The organism is Halochromatium salexigens, assembly GCF_016653295.1.
Lineage (GTDB): Bacteria > Pseudomonadota > Gammaproteobacteria > Chromatiales > Chromatiaceae > Lamprobacter > Lamprobacter salexigens.
Genome location: NZ_NHSF01000063.1, coordinates 51,472 through 67,236, shown reverse-complemented (window position 1 = coordinate 67,236; position 15,765 = coordinate 51,472). Strand labels below are relative to the sequence as shown.

The window sequence follows — 15,765 nt, the reverse complement described above, 5'->3', positions numbered from 1 at the left end:
ATCCTACTGCCTGGCCTCGGCGCTGCGCGGCAGCGTGCGATAACGCACCGTCTTCACCGCCGTCTCGTCGGCCTGGATGATCTCGAGCGGATAGCCGCGCAGCTTGAGGCTGGTGCCAGGCTCCGGGATGGTCTCGAGATAATCGATGATCATGCCATTGAGGGTCTTCGGCCCCTGGGTCGGCAGCGACCAGCGCATGGCGCGGTTCAGCTCGCGGATGGTGATGGTGCAGTCGATCAGCAAGCTGCCGTCGTCGCTGCGGTGGATGTCGGGGTAGGCATCGGCGGGGTCGGTGGTGAACTCGCCGACGATCTCTTCGAGCAGATCGGCGAGGGTGATCAGGCCCTGGAAATCACCATACTCATCCACCACCAGCCCGACGCGCTGGCGAGCGCGCTGGAAATTGATCAACTGCTGATAGAGATGCGTGCCCTCGGGCACGAAGTAGGGCTCGCGCGCGATCGAGCGCAGATAGTCCTTATCGAGCCGGCCGTGATCGATGCCGTGCTCGAGCAGCGCGTGCATCGCGGTGCGCGAGTGGATCAGGCCGACGACGTTGTCGAAGTTACCGTCGAACAGCGGCAGCAGGGTGTAATTGGCACGGCGGATATCGGCGATGATCTCGTCGCTCGGGTCTTGCAGGTCGATGCCCTCGACCTCGTTGCGTGGGATCATGATCTCCTCGACCGTGGCGTTCTCCAGATCCAGGATCGCGATCAGCATGTCGCGGCTCTGCTGCGGGATCATGGCGCCGGCCTCGTTGACCACGGTGCGCAGTTCCTCGCGGCTGAGGGCATGGTCCTGTCCGCCCTGCGCTCGAATGCCCATCAGCCTGAGCAGCCCGTTGGTGATCAGGTTGACCGCCGCGACCACGGGATACAGCAGCTTGAGCAGCGGCATGTAGACGAAGGCGGCCGGATAGGCGAGGCGCTCAGGATGCAAGGCGGCAAGGGTCTTGGGCGTGACTTCGGAGAAGACCAGGATGATCAGGGTCAGCAGCCCGGCGGCGATCGCGATCGCGCCCTCGCCGCCGATGCGCAGCGCGATCACGGTGGCGAGCGAGGAGGCGAGGATGTTGACGAAATTGTTGCCGAGCAGGATCAGCCCGATCAGCCGATCGGGGCGGTCGAGCAGACGGCGCGCGAGGACGGCGCCGCGTTTGCCCTGATCGGCCTGATGGCTGAGGCGGTAGCGGTTGAGCGTCATCAGTGCCGTTTCGGAGCCGGAGAAGAAGCCGGACAGCAACAGCAGCACGCCGAGCGCGGCGAACAGCGCGGACAGTGGGATCTCGTTCACGACGGCTTCACGACAGAGGGGTGGGTGTCACTCGCTGAAGGAGTCGGTGTGGTAGCGCGCGACCTGGATGCGATCGGACCAATACGCCGGCGCGAGCCCGGCTTTCTGCTTGAGATGGCGCAGGAACGCCTCGGGGCTTGGCAGTTGCGACCAGACCGAGGGCAGAAACGTCCCACGGTGCGAGCCTTCACTGAGGATGAGGCCATCGATGCCGGGTTGGATCAGGTCGAGCAGCTCGGCTTCGCTGGCGAAGGTGAGCGGTTGTGGCGGCGTCAACACCGAGACGCTGATGCGTGTACGGTCCCATTCCTCGGCGCTCAGTGGCGGGAAGCGTGGATCGCGAAAGGCGGCCGCGTAGGCGTTCTCGGCGACATCGCAGGCAAGGGCGGTGAGCGCTTCGAGATGGCCGATGCAGCCGCGTAGTTGGCCGTCTTGCTCGAGGGTGACGAAGCTCGCGCGCGGCGCGCGCAAGGCGGGCGCCTCCTGCTCGGGATCGAGCGCCAGTGGCTCGCCCTGCTCGAGTCCATGCGCGATCGAATCGCGCGCGATCGCGAGCAGGCGCGTGCGTTGGCTCGCGGGTGAGTCTGGTCTTGAATCAGCTGAAGGCATAGGCACCATAGCCTACCACGCGGTCGCGTGGTCCGGCGGTATCACCCGAATTGCGTAGATCCAGTATCCGACCCTCGGCTTGCTGTGCGCTAGCGAGCGTCAGCAGACCAGCAATCGCGGTGCGCCCGCAGGCCTGCTCGGGTGCAATCCGTTCGGGATGCAAGGTGCGGATCGCCTCCGAGGTGCGCTTGTCCAAGTCTTGGGCGCTGGCGTAGTCGAGGTAATGGCTCAGGTCCGAGCTGATGACGATGAGGCTATCCTCGGCCTCCCAGAACGGCGCCAATACTTCGGCAACCTGCGCGGCGCCGACCGCACCGACCAACAGCGGGACTAAATGGAAACGATCCAGCAACAGCTGCAGGAAGGGCAGTTGCACCTCGATGCAATGTTCGCCCGCAAAGGCGGCATCCATGCGCTGGATGTACGGATGTGCAGCGATGAGCCGATCGATTGCGCTCTGATCGACCGGGACTTGTCCGAGCGGCGTTTCGAAGGCAACGGCGCTGCTCGTCGCCAGCCCGCGTACCGGCAGGCGATGCGGTGGTCCCAGGAGTACCACCTGCTCGATGTGCGCGGCGCGCTCGGCGATGGCGGCATAGGCGCTCCCGGCGATGGGACCGGAGAAAGGGTAGCCGGCATGGGGCGCAATGATCGCCTTGGGGCGGTTTGCGGTGGCCGCACCGCCTTGCCTCTGGCCGGTGGCGATAAACCCTTGCACGGCTCGGCTGAGTTGGGCGGGGTCTTGGTCGTAGAAGAGGCCAGCCACGGCTGGCGATTGGATCTTGGACGGTTGCATGTTCTGGAACCTCCTGATGCGGTTGGCTGGCGGTCTGCCTGTGACAGGTGACAGCCGACTCTGGTGTCTACAATTGTAGACAAGGAGGACGCACTATGATCACATCGACTCGGCCGTTAACCCATGAACGGCCCCATCCAACCCGCTTTTATCATCCACTCGAGGATGGACGCATCCAATGCGATATCTGCCCGCGTGCCTGCGCCCTGCATGAGGGGCAGCGCGGTCTCTGCTTCGTGCGCGGGCGCGAGCAGGAGGCGATCTGGCTCTACAGTTATGGGCGTTCAAGCGGCTTCGCCATTGACCCGATCGAGAAGAAGCCACTTAACCACTTCTTGCCGGGCAGTTCGGTGCTTTCGTTTGGCACCGCTGGCTGCAACCTGACCTGCCGCTTCTGTCAGAACTGGGATACGAGCAAATCGCGCGCTATGGATCGGCTCGCGGCGCAAGCGACGCCAGAGCAAATCGCCGCCACCGCCCTGCGGCATGACTGTCGCAGCGTCGCCTACACCTACAACGACCCGGTGGTGTTCCTCGAGTATGCCTGTGACACCGCGCGCGCCTGTCGCGCGCAGGGCATCCGCAATGTCGCCGTGACCGCCGGTTACATCAGCCCGGCGGCGCGCGAGACCTTCTTCGCCGACATGGACGCCGCCAATATCGATTTGAAGGGCTTTACCGACGCCTTCTACAAGCGTCTGTGCAGCGCGCGGCTCGGGCCGGTGCTGGAGACGCTCGACTATCTGCACCAGGAGACCGAGGTCTGGCTGGAGCTGACCACCTTGCTGATCCCGGGCGAGAACGACAGCGATGCCGAACTGGCGCGGATGGCCGGCTGGGTGGTCGAGCATCTCGGACCCGAGGTGCCGATGCATTTCAGCGCCTTCCACCCGGACTATCGGATGCGCGATATCCCGCCAACACCGCCGTCGACTCTGAGTCGTGCCCGGCGCATCGCTCGCGAACAGGGGGTGCGTTACGCCTATACCGGCAATGTGCGTGACCCCGAGGGCGGTAGCACCTGGTGCCATGCCTGCGGCCATCGGCTGATCGAGCGCGACGGCTATCGGCTCGGGCATTGGGGGCTGACCGAGGCCGGCACCTGCGCGCGTTGCGGCACCCGCTGTGCCGGCTTGTTCTAGGCGCGCCCGGGCGCTGGTACCAGCGCCTGCGAAGCATCGGCGCGGTTCAGCGGCAAAAGCGCTTGCGCTGGCGGGCGCTGGGTTCATAATGGCCGGTTTTTTTTGCGGAGGATCGGCCATGTTCAAGAACGCCAAGGTGTATCGGCTCCAGGTGCCGTTCACGCTCGATCAGATGGCGCTGCACGCGCAGTTGGGCGAGCGCCGTTTTCGCCCCTGTGGCCCGGTCGAGACCGCTACCATGGGGTGGACCGCGCCGCTGGGGCCAAAGGCGGAACTGCTGGTGCACACGGTCGGCCAGGTGCATCTGCTCGCGATGCGCCGCCAAGAGCGGCTACTGCCGGGCTCGGTGGTGACCGAGGCGGTGGCCGAGCGTGTCGCCGAGATCGAGCAGGCCGAGATGCGCGAGGTCGCCCGGCGCGAGCGCACGCAGCTGCGCGAGGAGCTGCTGGCCGAGATGCTGCCCAAGGCCTTCACCCGCTCGCGGCTGGTGCGCGCCTATATCGATGCCGCCGAGGGCTGGGTGGTGATCGACGCCGGCAGCGACAAGGCGGCTGAAGAGCTGCTGGCGTTGCTGCGCGAGAGCCTCGGCAGCTTCCCGGTCAAGCCGCTGGAGCCGCAGGTGATCGCGGCCGAGCGTCTGAGCAACTGGATTCGCTCCGGCAACGCCGCCGCGGGCATCGCGCTGGAGGACTCCTGCGTGCTGCAAGATGCCGAGGACGCGCGCTCGACGGTGCGCTGTCGCGGTCAGGACCTGAGCACGCCGGAGATCCGCAACCATCTCGACACCGGCAAGCGTGCGGTCAGTGTCGGCGTCAACTGGAAGGATCGCCTGTCGCTGCTGCTCGGTGAGGATCTGAGCCTGAAGCGGCTGCGCTTTGCCGATGAGGTCACCAACGAACTCGACACCGGCGATGCCGATGACGAGGGCGCCACGCTGGATGCCGAGCTGGCGCTGCTTTCGCTCGAGCTGCGCGCGCTGTTGAGCAGCCTGTGCGAGGAATTCGAGGTCGTATCCGAGGTGCCGGCCCCGGTGCCGGCGCCCGACCCGGAGACACCGCCCTGGGCCTGAGGCCCGGGCCGGCGTCACGCCTGATAGTAATCCCGATACCAGTCGACGAAGCGGCGGATGCCGTCCTCGACGCTGGTCGCCGGGCGATAGCCGAGTTCGTCGACCAAGTCGCTGACATCGGCGTAGGTATCCGGCACATCACCTGGTTGTAGCGGCAGCAGCTCCTTCTCGGCGGTCTTGCCGAGACACTGCTCGAGGGTCTCGATGTAGTGCATCAGCTCGACCGGGTTGTTGTTGCCGATGTTGTAGAGCCGATAGGGGGCGCGGCTGGTGGCCGAGTCGGGCGCCGCGCCGCTCCAGTTCGGGTTCGGCTCGGGGAGGCGATCGAGCACCCGGATCACGCCCTCGACGATGTCATCGACATAGGTGAAATCGCGCCGGTGCTTGCCGTAGTTGAAGACCTGGATCGGCTCGCCGGCGAGGATGGCGCGGGTGAACAGGAACAGCGCCATGTCCGGTCGACCCCAGGGGCCGTAGACGGTGAAGAAGCGCAGGCCGGTGGTCGGCAGTTGGTAGAGTTCGCTGTAGGTGTGGGCCATCAGCTCATTGGCCTTCTTGCTCGCGGCATAGAGGCTGAGCGGGTGGTCGACGTTGTCGTGCACCGAGAACGGCATGTTGGTGTTGGCGCCATAGACCGAGCTGCTGGAGGCATAGACCAGATGCTCGACGCCGTTGTGGCGACAGCCTTCGAGGATGTGGCCGAAGCCGACCAGGTTGGTGTCGATATAGGCGAGCGGATTCTCGATCGAGTAGCGCACACCGGCCTGGGCGGCGAGATTGACCACCCGGTCGGGCTTGTGCTCGGCAAAGGCCTGGGCGATGCCGGCGCGATCCTCGAGATCGAGGCGCAGATCGGTAAAGCCGGGCTGGCTCTGCGTGCGCGCGAGGCGCGCCTGCTTGAGCCCGACATCGTAATACTCGTTGAGGTTGTCGATGCCGACGACCTCGTCGCCGCGCTCGAGTAGACGCAGGCAGAGCGCCGAGCCGATAAAGCCCGCGCTACCGGTTACCATCACCTTCATTGTCGTCTCTCCAATGCTGTGAGCGGCCTGGGGCGCCGATATCAGCCCTGCTTCTTGCGCCAGGCTTCGGCCTCGTCCTCGCTCAGTGAGCGCGCCTCGTCCTCGAGCATCACCGGGATGCCATCGCGGATCGGGTAGGCTAGGCGGCCGGCGATCGCGATCAGTTCCGCGTTGTCCTTATCGTAGATCAGCGGTCCTTTGGTGACGGGGCAGACGAGGATGTCGAGGAGCTTCTTGTCCAACATGGGGTTCTCCCGGGCAGGATGGTTCTGGATTCAGCACGAATGCTACCGCAGCGCGGCCGGCTGCGCCGAACAAAAAAACGGCCAGGACGAGCATGCACTCGTCCTGGCCGCCTTGTGCCTCACACCCCGTGTGCTCTTACATGAGCACGCGGGGCGAGGGTGCTCAGTGCCTACCAGCGACGACCGCCGCCGGCACCGCCACCACCACCGCCATTGCGTCCACGTTCAGCCCGTGGCTTGGCCTGGTTGACGCGAATCGGGCGGCCCTTCATGGGCTGCTCGTTGAGTGCCTTGATGGCCGCGTCAGCCTCACTGTTGTTTGGCATTTCGACGAAGCCGAAGCCCTTCGATTCGCCCGTGAACTTGTCCATGATCAGGTTCGCGCTCTCGACTTCGCCGTAAGCGCCGAACGCCTCACGAAGCTCATCCTGGGTCACGCTGTAGGCCAAATTGCCAACGTAGATATTCATCAGTCTCGTCTCTCTAGGAAATGCACACCGTTGGGAAGTGGACCACCGCCGACCAGTGTGCCAATCAGGCGGCGATAGCGGTGGATGAGCAGGTCATCCCTCGGATTCGATCAAGCGGGGTAAAGCGAAGGGCGGGATTGCGCGGCCCAGACTCCATCGGCTCGCACAGCGCGATAATCGATGGCTGCAGCATACACTGGCCCGCAGGTGGGTGAAAGCGAAATCTTCTTGGTCAATCGCGGCCCTGATCGGCCGCGCTGGCCTCGCAGGTGGCGTCAAGGCCGAGGGCGTGGCGTTCGGCCTGGGCGATATCGATGAACATCTGGATATCGCGCTCGCGCCGGCTTGCCGAGAGGGATTTCTCCTTCGCCGCTTCCCAGGCCGCGTCGATGGCTGGGTACAGCGCCTCGGCGGCGGCGGTGTCGCCACGATCGCGCAGGATGGCGGCCTTCAACATCAGTGCGCGCTCGACATTCTCGGCGTTGCCGCGCTCGATGGCCTGGTCGACAAGCATCAAGGCTTGCCCATGGTTGCATTGATTGAGGGCCATGAGTGCGAAGCGGTTTTCGGCGCCCATCGGGTCTTCGGCGCAACTGATCAAGAGGAGCACGCAGAGCGCCGGGACAAGCCAGCATCGGCGTGGCCCTGGGTGCGAAAGGGTGGCGATCATGATCGGGGAGTCCTTGTCAGCTTGGAGGGACGCCATTCTAGCCAATCATAGCTGCCGTCCGGTGAGATTCAGAAAGCCATCGCCATCGAGATGCCCGCAGTCGCCGGTCTTGTACCAGCGCTGACCATCGAGTTCGATCATCGCTTCGCGGGTGCGCTCGGGCTCGTTCAGATAGCCCTTCATCAGTTGCACGCCGCCAATCAACACGAGCCCGTCTTGACCGGTGGCGCGATTCTCGAATGTCTGCGGGTCGACGACGCGAAAGCAAGTCCCCGGCAGCGGCATGCCAACGCTGCCGGGCTTCGAGCCAGTGTGGATCGTCCAGTGCTCGGTTTCGATCGCGTCCGGGAGATTGAGGCTCGCCAGCGGGGAGGTTTCGGTGGTGCCATAGCCCTCATAGACGTGCTTGTTAAAGCGCAGCGCAAAGCCCTCGCGCACCTTAGGCGCGAGAGGCTCGGCGCCGACGATGAGCAAACGCAGCGAAGCCAGCATGATCGGATGAATCTTCGGCTGCTCGAGATAAGGCTCGAGCAAGCGCGAGGTGCCGAACAGCAGCGTGGCCCGAAAGCGGGCAATAGCCTTGGCTGCGCCGAGCGCATCGTCCGGTTCACTGTGACAGATCATCGGCATGCCTGCCAACAACGGCAGACAGTTGTTCAGGGTGAGCCCGAGCGCTTGAGAGAAGGGCAGATTGGCCAACATGAGGTCGTCGCATTCGGTATTGAGCACATCGGCGATCTGCTCGACGTTTGCAATGAGCGTGCGATGGCTGAGTTCAACGCCCTTCCGCCAACCATGAGGATCGCTCGAGAAGAGGACCGCCGCGGTGTCATCGGGCCTGACACGATGGCAACCACCGAGCGCGAGTAACAGCCAACCTGGCAGGGTGACGGCCGCGGTTAACGCGAGGAGACCACGCCAATCAAGATGGGCGGCATGCAGTGCTTCGAGATCGATGCACTCGAGGTCGGCCAATAGCCGATCCGGCTCAAGCCCCTGGCGACGCAGCTCGGCGAGATAGGGTGCCGAGGTCAGCACCTGGGCGAGCCCGGCACGCCCGGAAGCCGATCTGAAGGCATCGCTCCCCAGATTCGGGCTCAGATTGACAACCTGCTTGCCGGCGAGCCAACTCGCGAGATTCGCGATGACGGCGGTGCTGCTCGGGAGCAGGAGCACGCCGATGCGCGGACCCCGGCAGTGGTGGCGAATGATCCGCGCGCTCCTCAGCGTGGCAGCGATCAAGCGGCGATTGCTCATGCGCCTGCCGCTCGAATCGATCACGGCCGTCTCGGCAAGCCGGCGCTTTGCCACTCGCAGCCAGGCCTGTGGCAGCGTTGGCAGGGTGGCGGCGTGCTCACGCCAGGAACTGACAGAGAGCGCAAAGACAGCCTGCTTCACGGCATCGGCGTGGCTATGGATGGGCAATGTCGGTCCAAAGGCGACGATCACGTCCCGCGGCAGCCCATCGCGGTTGCCGCGCTTGAGTTTTTGGCTCGCGTGCGAGAAACGGCTGCCCCAGAGTCCGCGCAGGTAGAAAGGCAGGATGCGGACAGGCCTATCCGAATGAACACCCGCGGCCGCTCGCTCAAAGCCGCGCTTGAATTCCCCAAGCTGGGCATTCTTGCTCATCGTGCCCTCGGGGAAGAGGCAGACGACCTCGCCCTGATTTAGCAGTCTGGTGACGGCTTTGAGCGCGTCTCGGGAGCGGCCACGCGAGATCGGCACGACCCCAAAGGCGTCCATGAAGCGGCGCAGATACCACCGTTCATAGATCCCCCGTTCCATGACGAAATGCACCGGCCGCGGGCTTGCCAACTGCACCATGGCCCAGTCGATCCAGCTGACATGATTGCCGAGCATCAGCACCCCATCTTGGGCCGGCATGTCGTCGAGGCCGATGACCTGGAGTCGGTAACGCGTTCGCATTGTCCGGGCGATCACGAAGCGTAGCAGCGACTGTGGTAGTTGCAATATCGTATAAAGTCCACCCACGGTCGCCACGACGCCAAGCGCAACCATGATGATGTGGCTACCGGCATTGGCCAGTGCCGAGGCCATGGTCACCATCAGTGCCGCGAGCATGACCCAGTTGAGCACGAAGTTCTTGGCGGCGAGCACCCGCCCGAGTTCGCGCTCCCCGGCATTGAACTGGATCAACGCGTTCAGCGGCACGATGAACAGCCCGGCCAAGAAGCCGAGGGCGAGGAAATTCAGCCCATGCAGCCAGGCAACGCGGATGTGCGGCAGCAGGATGATGACCAACGCGATGCCCATGGCGCCCACCGGGATCAAGCCGGTTTCGACATGGTCGCGCGAGATGCGTCCAGCGAGCATGGCACCCAGGATGATACCGATCCCGGAAAAGGCCATCACGCCCTGGATCATCACGGTATTGGTCTCGCCGAGACTATCTTCGACGAAGGCAGGGAAGGCCGCGAGCAGGACCTGGGCGATGCCCCAGAAGACGCCGAGTCCAACGATCGAGAGCCAGATCACCTGATTGTTCCAGGCCGCATGCAGGTTGTGCTTCAGATAGCGGCCGCTGAGATAGGCGGCGCGATCGAAGCGCATGTCCGCCTCGCCAGCATGGTGCTCCGGCAGGCGCAAGGTGAGCAGTGCCTCGGTCAGCGAGGCGAGCACCAGGCACCAGCCCACCGGCGCGATTCGCCGCAGGATGTCGTCGGGCGGAAGGCCGGTGCCGCCGATGGCGCCGGAGTCGGTGCGGAGCAAGGCCTCGAAGAGCACGGAAAAGACCAGGGTGCCGGCCAGAATGGCAATGCTGGTCGAGGCCTGCACCCAAGCATTGGCGGTGGTCAGGGCCTCGTTGCCAGAAAGCTCCTTGATGTAACCGAATTTTGACGGCGAGTAGATCGCGCTCTGCAACGCCAGCACGAAGGTCATCGCGAAGGCGGCCTGGAACCAGCCCAGGTAATAGCAGGCGGTGATTGCGAGGGTGATACCGATCGCGACAAAGGCGCTGATGCGCATGACCCGATTCTTCGGCCAGCGGTCGGCGATAAAACCCGAGGGCGTGAACAGCAGGATGAAGGGTAGCAGGATCAACGCGTTGACCACGGCCGTGAGCCAGATCTGCTCGGGGCCGTCATAGGCCTTGAAGAGCGCGTTTTGAATGATGATCTTGTGGCCGAGATCAACGAAGCTATTCAGGAACACCACGACCACGAAGGGCAGAAAGCCATTGATTCGTGTGAGCCGGGTCATGCATTGTGTCCCCCTGCAAAGATTTCGCTCGACCGCCGCAGGGCGGTGGCTCGATAAGGCCTATGGGCCTGGCGCGGGCTGCTGAAACTTGTCGAGTCGCGTCACCGAGATCTGGATAAAGGCCAACGCGCGCGATCCCGAAGCGGCGCGCCAGGCTATCGAACAGAAAGAGAAGCGGCAGTAAGGATAGCGCAAGCCCGAGCGCTGGCAGCAAGGGCGGTAACTGATGGGCAACGCCGACCCAGACAACGCCAGCGCCGAGGCGAGCATCAGCAGGGGCAGGGCATAAGCTAAAGGGGCCACGGGTCAGCGCGAACTCTGGTCTCTCTCGATGGTGTCGACTGCCGATGATGTCGCCTACGCGCTTATCGGAGCATGACGCGCGGATCGGTGGGCGAGTGTATCAGGATCGGTGGCAATCGGCCCAAAGGGATGGCCAAACGCGCTTGGTTTCGGAACGCGTCGCCGTCTCAATCCTCGTCGCTGACCTCAGCGAGGACGAGTCCGGTGGCGCTATCGAGATCGCGGGTGAAGCGTAGACAGTGCTCGCTGGCGTCGATCAGGTAGAGGTTGAAGCCCTCGGATTCGCGCACCGGCTCGATGCCGGCGCTGATGTCGTCATCAAGACAATGAGTGAAGTGATGGTCTGGGAAGGCGTCGCGTAGGGCCGTGACCGAGTCGCTACTGAGACCGGCGCGGCTGATGATGGTCTCAATCTGGTCGAGGAAGGCGGTGCTGATCATGCGCGCGTAGGCTCAGGCTTCTTCAGGCGTGCGCTCGAAGTGCACCCGCGATTCGGTTGCGGTGCCCATGATCTTCGCAAGCCATGGCGGGGCCTTGTCGGCGAGGATGCGCGAGAGCTCAGCGATGTGCTCACGGGCGTTGCCCATCTGCGGACGTTTGATCGGATGGATGTCGCGTTTAACCACCTTGGCTGCGGCCGGGCCACCGATGGAGGCGACGTAGAGGATCTGGCAGTCGGCGATCAGCGAGGCACGATAGCTGTTCTTGTCATCCTGTTGCTCGCCGGCGGCGGCGTCGATATCGCGGCAGTCGATGAGTTTGTAGCTGTCGGCAGAGACCTGGTAGACCAGAAAGCGTTGGCAGGAGCCGAAGTGGCCATCGAGGAGTTCGCCGCCGTTGGAGGCGCAGGCGACGCGGATCGAACTAGGTAGCTCGCCGTCGCTGTAGGACTCGGGGTCAGGCGCTGGCTCGATCTCGCTGCTGCCTTGGCCTTTGAGGCGTGCGAGGGCCTCTTTAAGAGCGGCATTGTCGACGTCGGCGAACTCGCCGTCAGCGGCATGCTTGAGGCCCTTGACGGTGAGTTCGTTGAGGCTAACGGCGGTCGGCGGGAGTCCGACGGCGTCGGCGAGCACCCGCAGGAGCCTGGCGATGTCGGTGTCCGGGAGGGCGCGGGCGGCGAGGCCAATGCGCAGCGCGATCTCGTCGGATAAGGTCGATTGGGTCATCGTTGGCTCCTTTCTGGTCCTGTCTGTTCGGTTTGCCGTTTTGCCGCCTGCTTCAGGCCGGAACGATGCAGTCGTCTTCCATGCAGACATCAACGCACTGCGGGTCGGCGTCGTCGCACTCGGTGCAGGTGCTGGCGTCGATCTTATAGGTGCCTTTGAAGGCTGTAATGCTGTCCGTTGGGCAAACGGATACGCAGTCGCCGCAGGCGGTGCAAATGTCGCGGATGATTTGTAAGGCCATGATGTACCTCCGGCTGTGGGTGGTTGTTGCCGAGACGCCCGAGGTTGGTCGCGCGTCGCTGCAGTCACGGATTGCTGATGTGTGTAAGCGGCTCAGCCCTCGGCGCGTTTGAAGCGCAGGGTGGTCGGAAAGCTGGGCGGTGGGCTGACTGGGTCGATGTACCAGCGCGAGCCGTCGGTGAGTTCGACGGCACCGCCCCAGGCGTCGCTGGTGTCGGTCTCGACGCTGGCGATGGTCTCTTCCATATCTTTTTTCGCGACGTAGAACAGCAGTCCACCGCTGTCGTTTTTTCGGATCATGACATTAGGCATCTTGTGTCTCGTGTCTCATGCAATGGCCAACCCCGGGAGCCGACGGCCGCTCTATGGGGTCGGCCATTGACAGCAGCTAGCGAACGAGGTCGTAACCGAAGTCAGTGACCCCCATTTCGTTGGTCTCCTTGTCCAACTGTTCGAGCACGGCATTGACCAAGGTGGTTAGCATGTACATCGCGCCCTCGTAGCCCAGGGTGGTCATCCGATGCAGGTGATGCCGGTCGAAGATCGGGAAGCCGATCCGGATCAGCGGCACCTCGTGCGCTTTGCCCTTCTTCAGGGTGTCGCGCTGGATGAACTTGCCGTAACTGTTACCGATCAGGAAATCCGGCTTGTCGGTGAAGCACAGCGAGCGCAGGTGCCAGAGGTCCTTGCTCATATAGACGGTCGAGTTCTGACCATAGGGTGAGTCGGCCAGCATCGCCTCCATCGCCTTCTTCCAGCGCTTGTTGGCGTGGTTGCAGAGGATGTGCTTCGGTTCGGCGCCGAGCTCGAGCAAGAACTTGCTCAAGCCCATGACGAAGTCGGCATCGCCGTAGAGCGCGAAGCTCTTGCCGTGCAGCCACTGATGGCTATCGGTCATCATGTCGACCAGACGACCGCGCTCCTTTGCCAGGGAAGCCGGGATCTCCTTGCCAGTGAGTTCCGAGACCTTCATTAGAAAGTCGTCGGTCCACTCCAGCCCCATCGGGATAGCGATCTTCGAGAGCGGCTGATGCCAAGTCGTGTCGATGAATTTCTTGGTCTTTGGCAACTGCCAGGGTTGCAGCAGCAGCGTGTCGATGGCGTTCGGGGCGTCCTTGATCTCGTCGATCTTGGTGCCGCCGTCATACATCCGGTATTCACCATCGGCCGGCGTGTCGAGCACATCGGTCGGATCGCTGAGCAGGGTATAGTCGACGCCCATCTCCTGCATCATCCGGTGCATGACGCGGAAGTTGCCGAGATAGGTCTCGAAGCCCGGGACGATGTTGATCTTGCCGTTGCTGCCGACCTCTTTGCCCTCCATCTCATTGAGGGTGAAGTAGCGTATGGTGCCCTCGAACATGTTGTCCCAGCCAGTGGTGTGGCTGCCGACGAAACTCGGGGTGTGCGCGAATGGGGTCGGGAACTCGGCCGGGATATGGCCTTCCTTTTTTGAGTTACCGATGAAGGCGTTGAGGTCGTCACCGATGACTTCGGCCATGCAGGTGGTGGAGACCGCGATCATCTCCGGCTTGTACAGGGCCTTGGCGTTCTCGAGGCCATCGAACATGTTCTTCTGGCCGCCGAACACCGCCGCGTCCTCGGTCATCGAATCCGACACACAGGCGATCGGCTCCTTGAAGTGACGGTTGAAGTATGTGCGGAAGTAGGCGACGCAGCCTTGAGAGCCATGCACATAGGGCAGGGTCTTCTCGAAGCCGAGTGCGCAGAGCACGGCGCCGAGCGGCTGGCAGGCCTTGGCCGGGTTGATGGTCAGGGACTCACGGGCGAAGTTGAGATCCTGGTACTCCTTGGTCGTGGTCCACTCGAAGATCTCGTCGAGCTTGGCCTGGTCGACCCGCTCTTCGGACAGCTCGCGCTTGTTGGTGATGCTGGCCTGATAATCCTCGTCGAGGAATAGCGGATAGCCGGGTTTGATCTTTTCGGCGGTCTGGGTCATGAGGGTGCTCCTGCCGCGCCGCTTATCTGCGGACGGACGGCGAGTGAAAACGGGATGGGAGAATCAAGCGCTAGCCGCCATGGGTGCTTCGCTCTCGCCCTCGGCGGGCTTGAGCCAGGGCGCCTGCATGCTGTTCCAGCACGGGTTGTTGATCGTCATGTCCATATCGCGGGCGAAGATGGCAAAACCGTCGTAGCCGTGATATGGACCTGAGTAATCCCAAGAATGCATCTGCCGGAAGGGAATGCCCATCTTCTGGAAGATGTACTTCTCCTTGATCCCAGAGCCGATCATGTCAGGCTTGAGGGCCTTGGTGAATTCTTCGAATTCGTAGCCGGTGACATCGTCGAAGAGCAGCGTCGAATCGCCCATCTCCTTGATGGTGCGATCGTAGTCGTCGTTATGGGCGAACTCGTAGCCCGTGCCGACGACCTCCATTCCCAGATCCTCGTAGGCGCCAATGATGTGGCGCGGGCGCAGACCGCCGACGTAGAGCATCACCTTCTTGCCTTCCAAACGCGGGCGATACTTGGCGATAATGGCGTCGTACTCGGCCTGGTATTTGGCAATCACCTTCTCGGCATTGGTCTGGATGGTCTCGTCGAAGAACGCGGCGATCTTGCGCAGTGACTCGGCAATCTTGGTCGGCCCGAACAGATTGTATTCCATCCAGGGCACACCGTAGCGCTCCTCCATGTGCCGGCTGATGTAGTTCATCGAGCGATAGCAGTGGATCAGATTCAGCTTGACCTTTGGGGTCAGCTCCATCTCCGAGAGGGTGCCGTCGCCAGACCACTGTGCGACCACCCGCAGTCCCATCTCCTCGAGCAGGATGCGCGAGGACCAGGCATCGCCGCCGATATTGTAATCACCAATGATGGCAACGTCGTAGGGCGTGGTCTCGAAGCTGTTGTCGTTGTCGCGGTTGTGCACGACGTTATCGCGAATCGAGTCATTGGCGATGTGATGGCCGAGCGACTGCGACACACCACGGAAGCCTTCGCAGCGCACCGCGATCACCGGCTTCTCGAGTTCCTTCGTCTTCTGTTTCGAGACCGATTCGATATCGTCGCCAATCAGGCCAATTGGGCATTCGGACTGCACCGAGACGCCCTTCGAGAGTGGAAACAGCTGCTCGATCTCGTCGACGATCTTGGCCAGCTTCTTATCGCCGCCAAAGACGATGTCCTTCTCCTGGAAATCGGAGGTGAAGTTCATCGTGCCGAAGGTATTCACGCCAGTCATGCCGGTGTAGTAATTGCGACGACCGGCACGCGAGTACTGACCACAGCCGACCGGGCCATGGGAGACGTGGATCATGTCCTTGATCGGCCCCCAGACCACACCTTTCGAACCGGCATAGGCACAACCGCGAACGGTCATGACTCCGGGCTGGGACTTACGGTTGGAGGTAATGCACTTTTTTGACTGCTCGAGCGACTGGTCGTTGACGGCCAAGTGCTTGGCGCGGTCGTTCTTCGCCTTCTCGGGGTAGACCTCTAGCACTTCTTGGATCAGGGCTTGGGTCTCGTCACGGGTCATTGTTGCCATATCG

The 15,765-nt window shown here is 63.0% G+C and carries 16 protein-coding genes; 2 read left to right on the top strand and 14 right to left on the bottom strand.

The window, feature by feature from the left end:
• Positions 1 to 3 precede the first annotated feature (3 nt).
• Genes CCR82_RS12825 through amrB form a run of 3 tightly spaced genes read right to left on the bottom strand, consistent with a single transcriptional unit; the run spans position 4 to position 2,701 of the window.
• Positions 4 to 1,296, bottom strand: coding sequence for a CNNM domain-containing protein (locus CCR82_RS12825; protein ID WP_201246191.1), 1,293 nt, complete (start codon positions 1,294 to 1,296; stop codon positions 4 to 6).
• Positions 1,297 to 1,323: 27 nt separating this feature from the next.
• Complete coding sequence (gene amrA / locus CCR82_RS12820) at positions 1,324 to 1,905, bottom strand: AmmeMemoRadiSam system protein A (RefSeq protein WP_242513461.1); 582 nt, start codon at positions 1,903 to 1,905, stop codon at positions 1,324 to 1,326.
• Entirely contained in the window at positions 1,892 to 2,701 is an 810-nt protein-coding gene (amrB, locus tag CCR82_RS12815; RefSeq protein WP_201246189.1) for an AmmeMemoRadiSam system protein B, read from the bottom strand. Before amrB ends, amrA begins: the two co-directional genes overlap by 14 nt.
• 95 nt (positions 2,702 to 2,796) lie before the next feature.
• Between amrB and amrS the strand changes: the two genes are divergently transcribed.
• Together amrS and CCR82_RS12805 are read left to right on the top strand one after the other, a co-directional pair.
• On the top strand, positions 2,797 to 3,843 hold the full coding sequence (gene amrS, locus CCR82_RS12810) for an AmmeMemoRadiSam system radical SAM enzyme (protein WP_201246188.1): 1,047 nt from the start codon (positions 2,797 to 2,799) through the stop codon (positions 3,841 to 3,843).
• A gap of 118 nt (positions 3,844 to 3,961) precedes the next feature.
• A complete protein-coding gene (locus CCR82_RS12805; protein WP_201246187.1) occupies positions 3,962 to 4,912 on the top strand; it encodes a recombination-associated protein RdgC in 951 nt (316 codons plus the stop codon).
• Positions 4,913 to 4,926: 14 nt separating this feature from the next.
• Here CCR82_RS12805 and CCR82_RS12800 read toward each other — a convergent pair whose 3' ends face one another.
• The 11 genes from CCR82_RS12800 to nifD all read right to left on the bottom strand — a co-directional run bounded on the left by CCR82_RS12800 (position 4,927) and on the right by nifD (position 15,761).
• Positions 4,927 to 5,934 carry an NAD-dependent epimerase gene (locus CCR82_RS12800; protein WP_201246186.1) on the bottom strand — a complete coding sequence of 336 codons (1,008 nt, stop codon included), beginning with the start codon at positions 5,932 to 5,934 and terminating at the stop codon, positions 4,927 to 4,929.
• 41 nt (positions 5,935 to 5,975) lie between these two features.
• Positions 5,976 to 6,176 carry a Trm112 family protein gene (locus tag CCR82_RS12795; RefSeq protein WP_201246233.1) on the bottom strand — a complete coding sequence of 67 codons (201 nt, stop codon included), beginning with the start codon at positions 6,174 to 6,176 and terminating at the stop codon, positions 5,976 to 5,978.
• Positions 6,177 to 6,349: 173 nt separating this feature from the next.
• Positions 6,350 to 6,649 carry an RNA-binding regulator gene (rbp, locus tag CCR82_RS12790; RefSeq protein WP_201246185.1) on the bottom strand — a complete coding sequence of 100 codons (300 nt, stop codon included), beginning with the start codon at positions 6,647 to 6,649 and terminating at the stop codon, positions 6,350 to 6,352.
• 232 nt (positions 6,650 to 6,881) lie between these two features.
• A complete protein-coding gene (locus CCR82_RS12785; protein ID WP_201246184.1) occupies positions 6,882 to 7,259 on the bottom strand; it encodes a hypothetical protein in 378 nt (125 codons plus the stop codon).
• Between the two features lie 105 nt (positions 7,260 to 7,364).
• Positions 7,365 to 10,541 carry an MFS transporter gene (locus CCR82_RS12780; RefSeq protein ID WP_201246183.1) on the bottom strand — a complete coding sequence of 1,059 codons (3,177 nt, stop codon included), beginning with the start codon at positions 10,539 to 10,541 and terminating at the stop codon, positions 7,365 to 7,367.
• A gap of 470 nt (positions 10,542 to 11,011) precedes the next feature.
• Positions 11,012 to 11,284: a DUF6129 family protein gene (locus CCR82_RS12775; protein ID WP_201246182.1), complete on the bottom strand. Its 273-nt coding sequence runs from the start codon at positions 11,282 to 11,284 to the stop codon at positions 11,012 to 11,014.
• Between the two features lie 12 nt (positions 11,285 to 11,296).
• Entirely contained in the window at positions 11,297 to 12,010 is a 714-nt protein-coding gene (locus CCR82_RS12770; RefSeq protein WP_201246181.1) for a dinitrogenase iron-molybdenum cofactor biosynthesis protein, read from the bottom strand.
• Positions 12,011 to 12,062: 52 nt separating this feature from the next.
• Positions 12,063 to 12,251: a DUF362 domain-containing protein gene (locus tag CCR82_RS12765; protein ID WP_201246180.1), complete on the bottom strand. Its 189-nt coding sequence runs from the start codon at positions 12,249 to 12,251 to the stop codon at positions 12,063 to 12,065.
• Between the two features lie 92 nt (positions 12,252 to 12,343).
• Positions 12,344 to 12,562, bottom strand: coding sequence for a putative nitrogen fixation protein NifT (gene nifT / locus CCR82_RS12760; RefSeq protein ID WP_201246179.1), 219 nt, complete (start codon positions 12,560 to 12,562; stop codon positions 12,344 to 12,346).
• Positions 12,563 to 12,638: 76 nt separating this feature from the next.
• Positions 12,639 to 14,210: a nitrogenase molybdenum-iron protein subunit beta gene (nifK, locus tag CCR82_RS12755; protein WP_201246178.1), complete on the bottom strand. Its 1,572-nt coding sequence runs from the start codon at positions 14,208 to 14,210 to the stop codon at positions 12,639 to 12,641.
• Between the two features lie 63 nt (positions 14,211 to 14,273).
• Entirely contained in the window at positions 14,274 to 15,761 is a 1,488-nt protein-coding gene (gene nifD / locus CCR82_RS12750) for a nitrogenase molybdenum-iron protein alpha chain (protein WP_201246177.1), read from the bottom strand.
• Between the last annotated feature and the right edge of the window lie 4 nt (positions 15,762 to 15,765).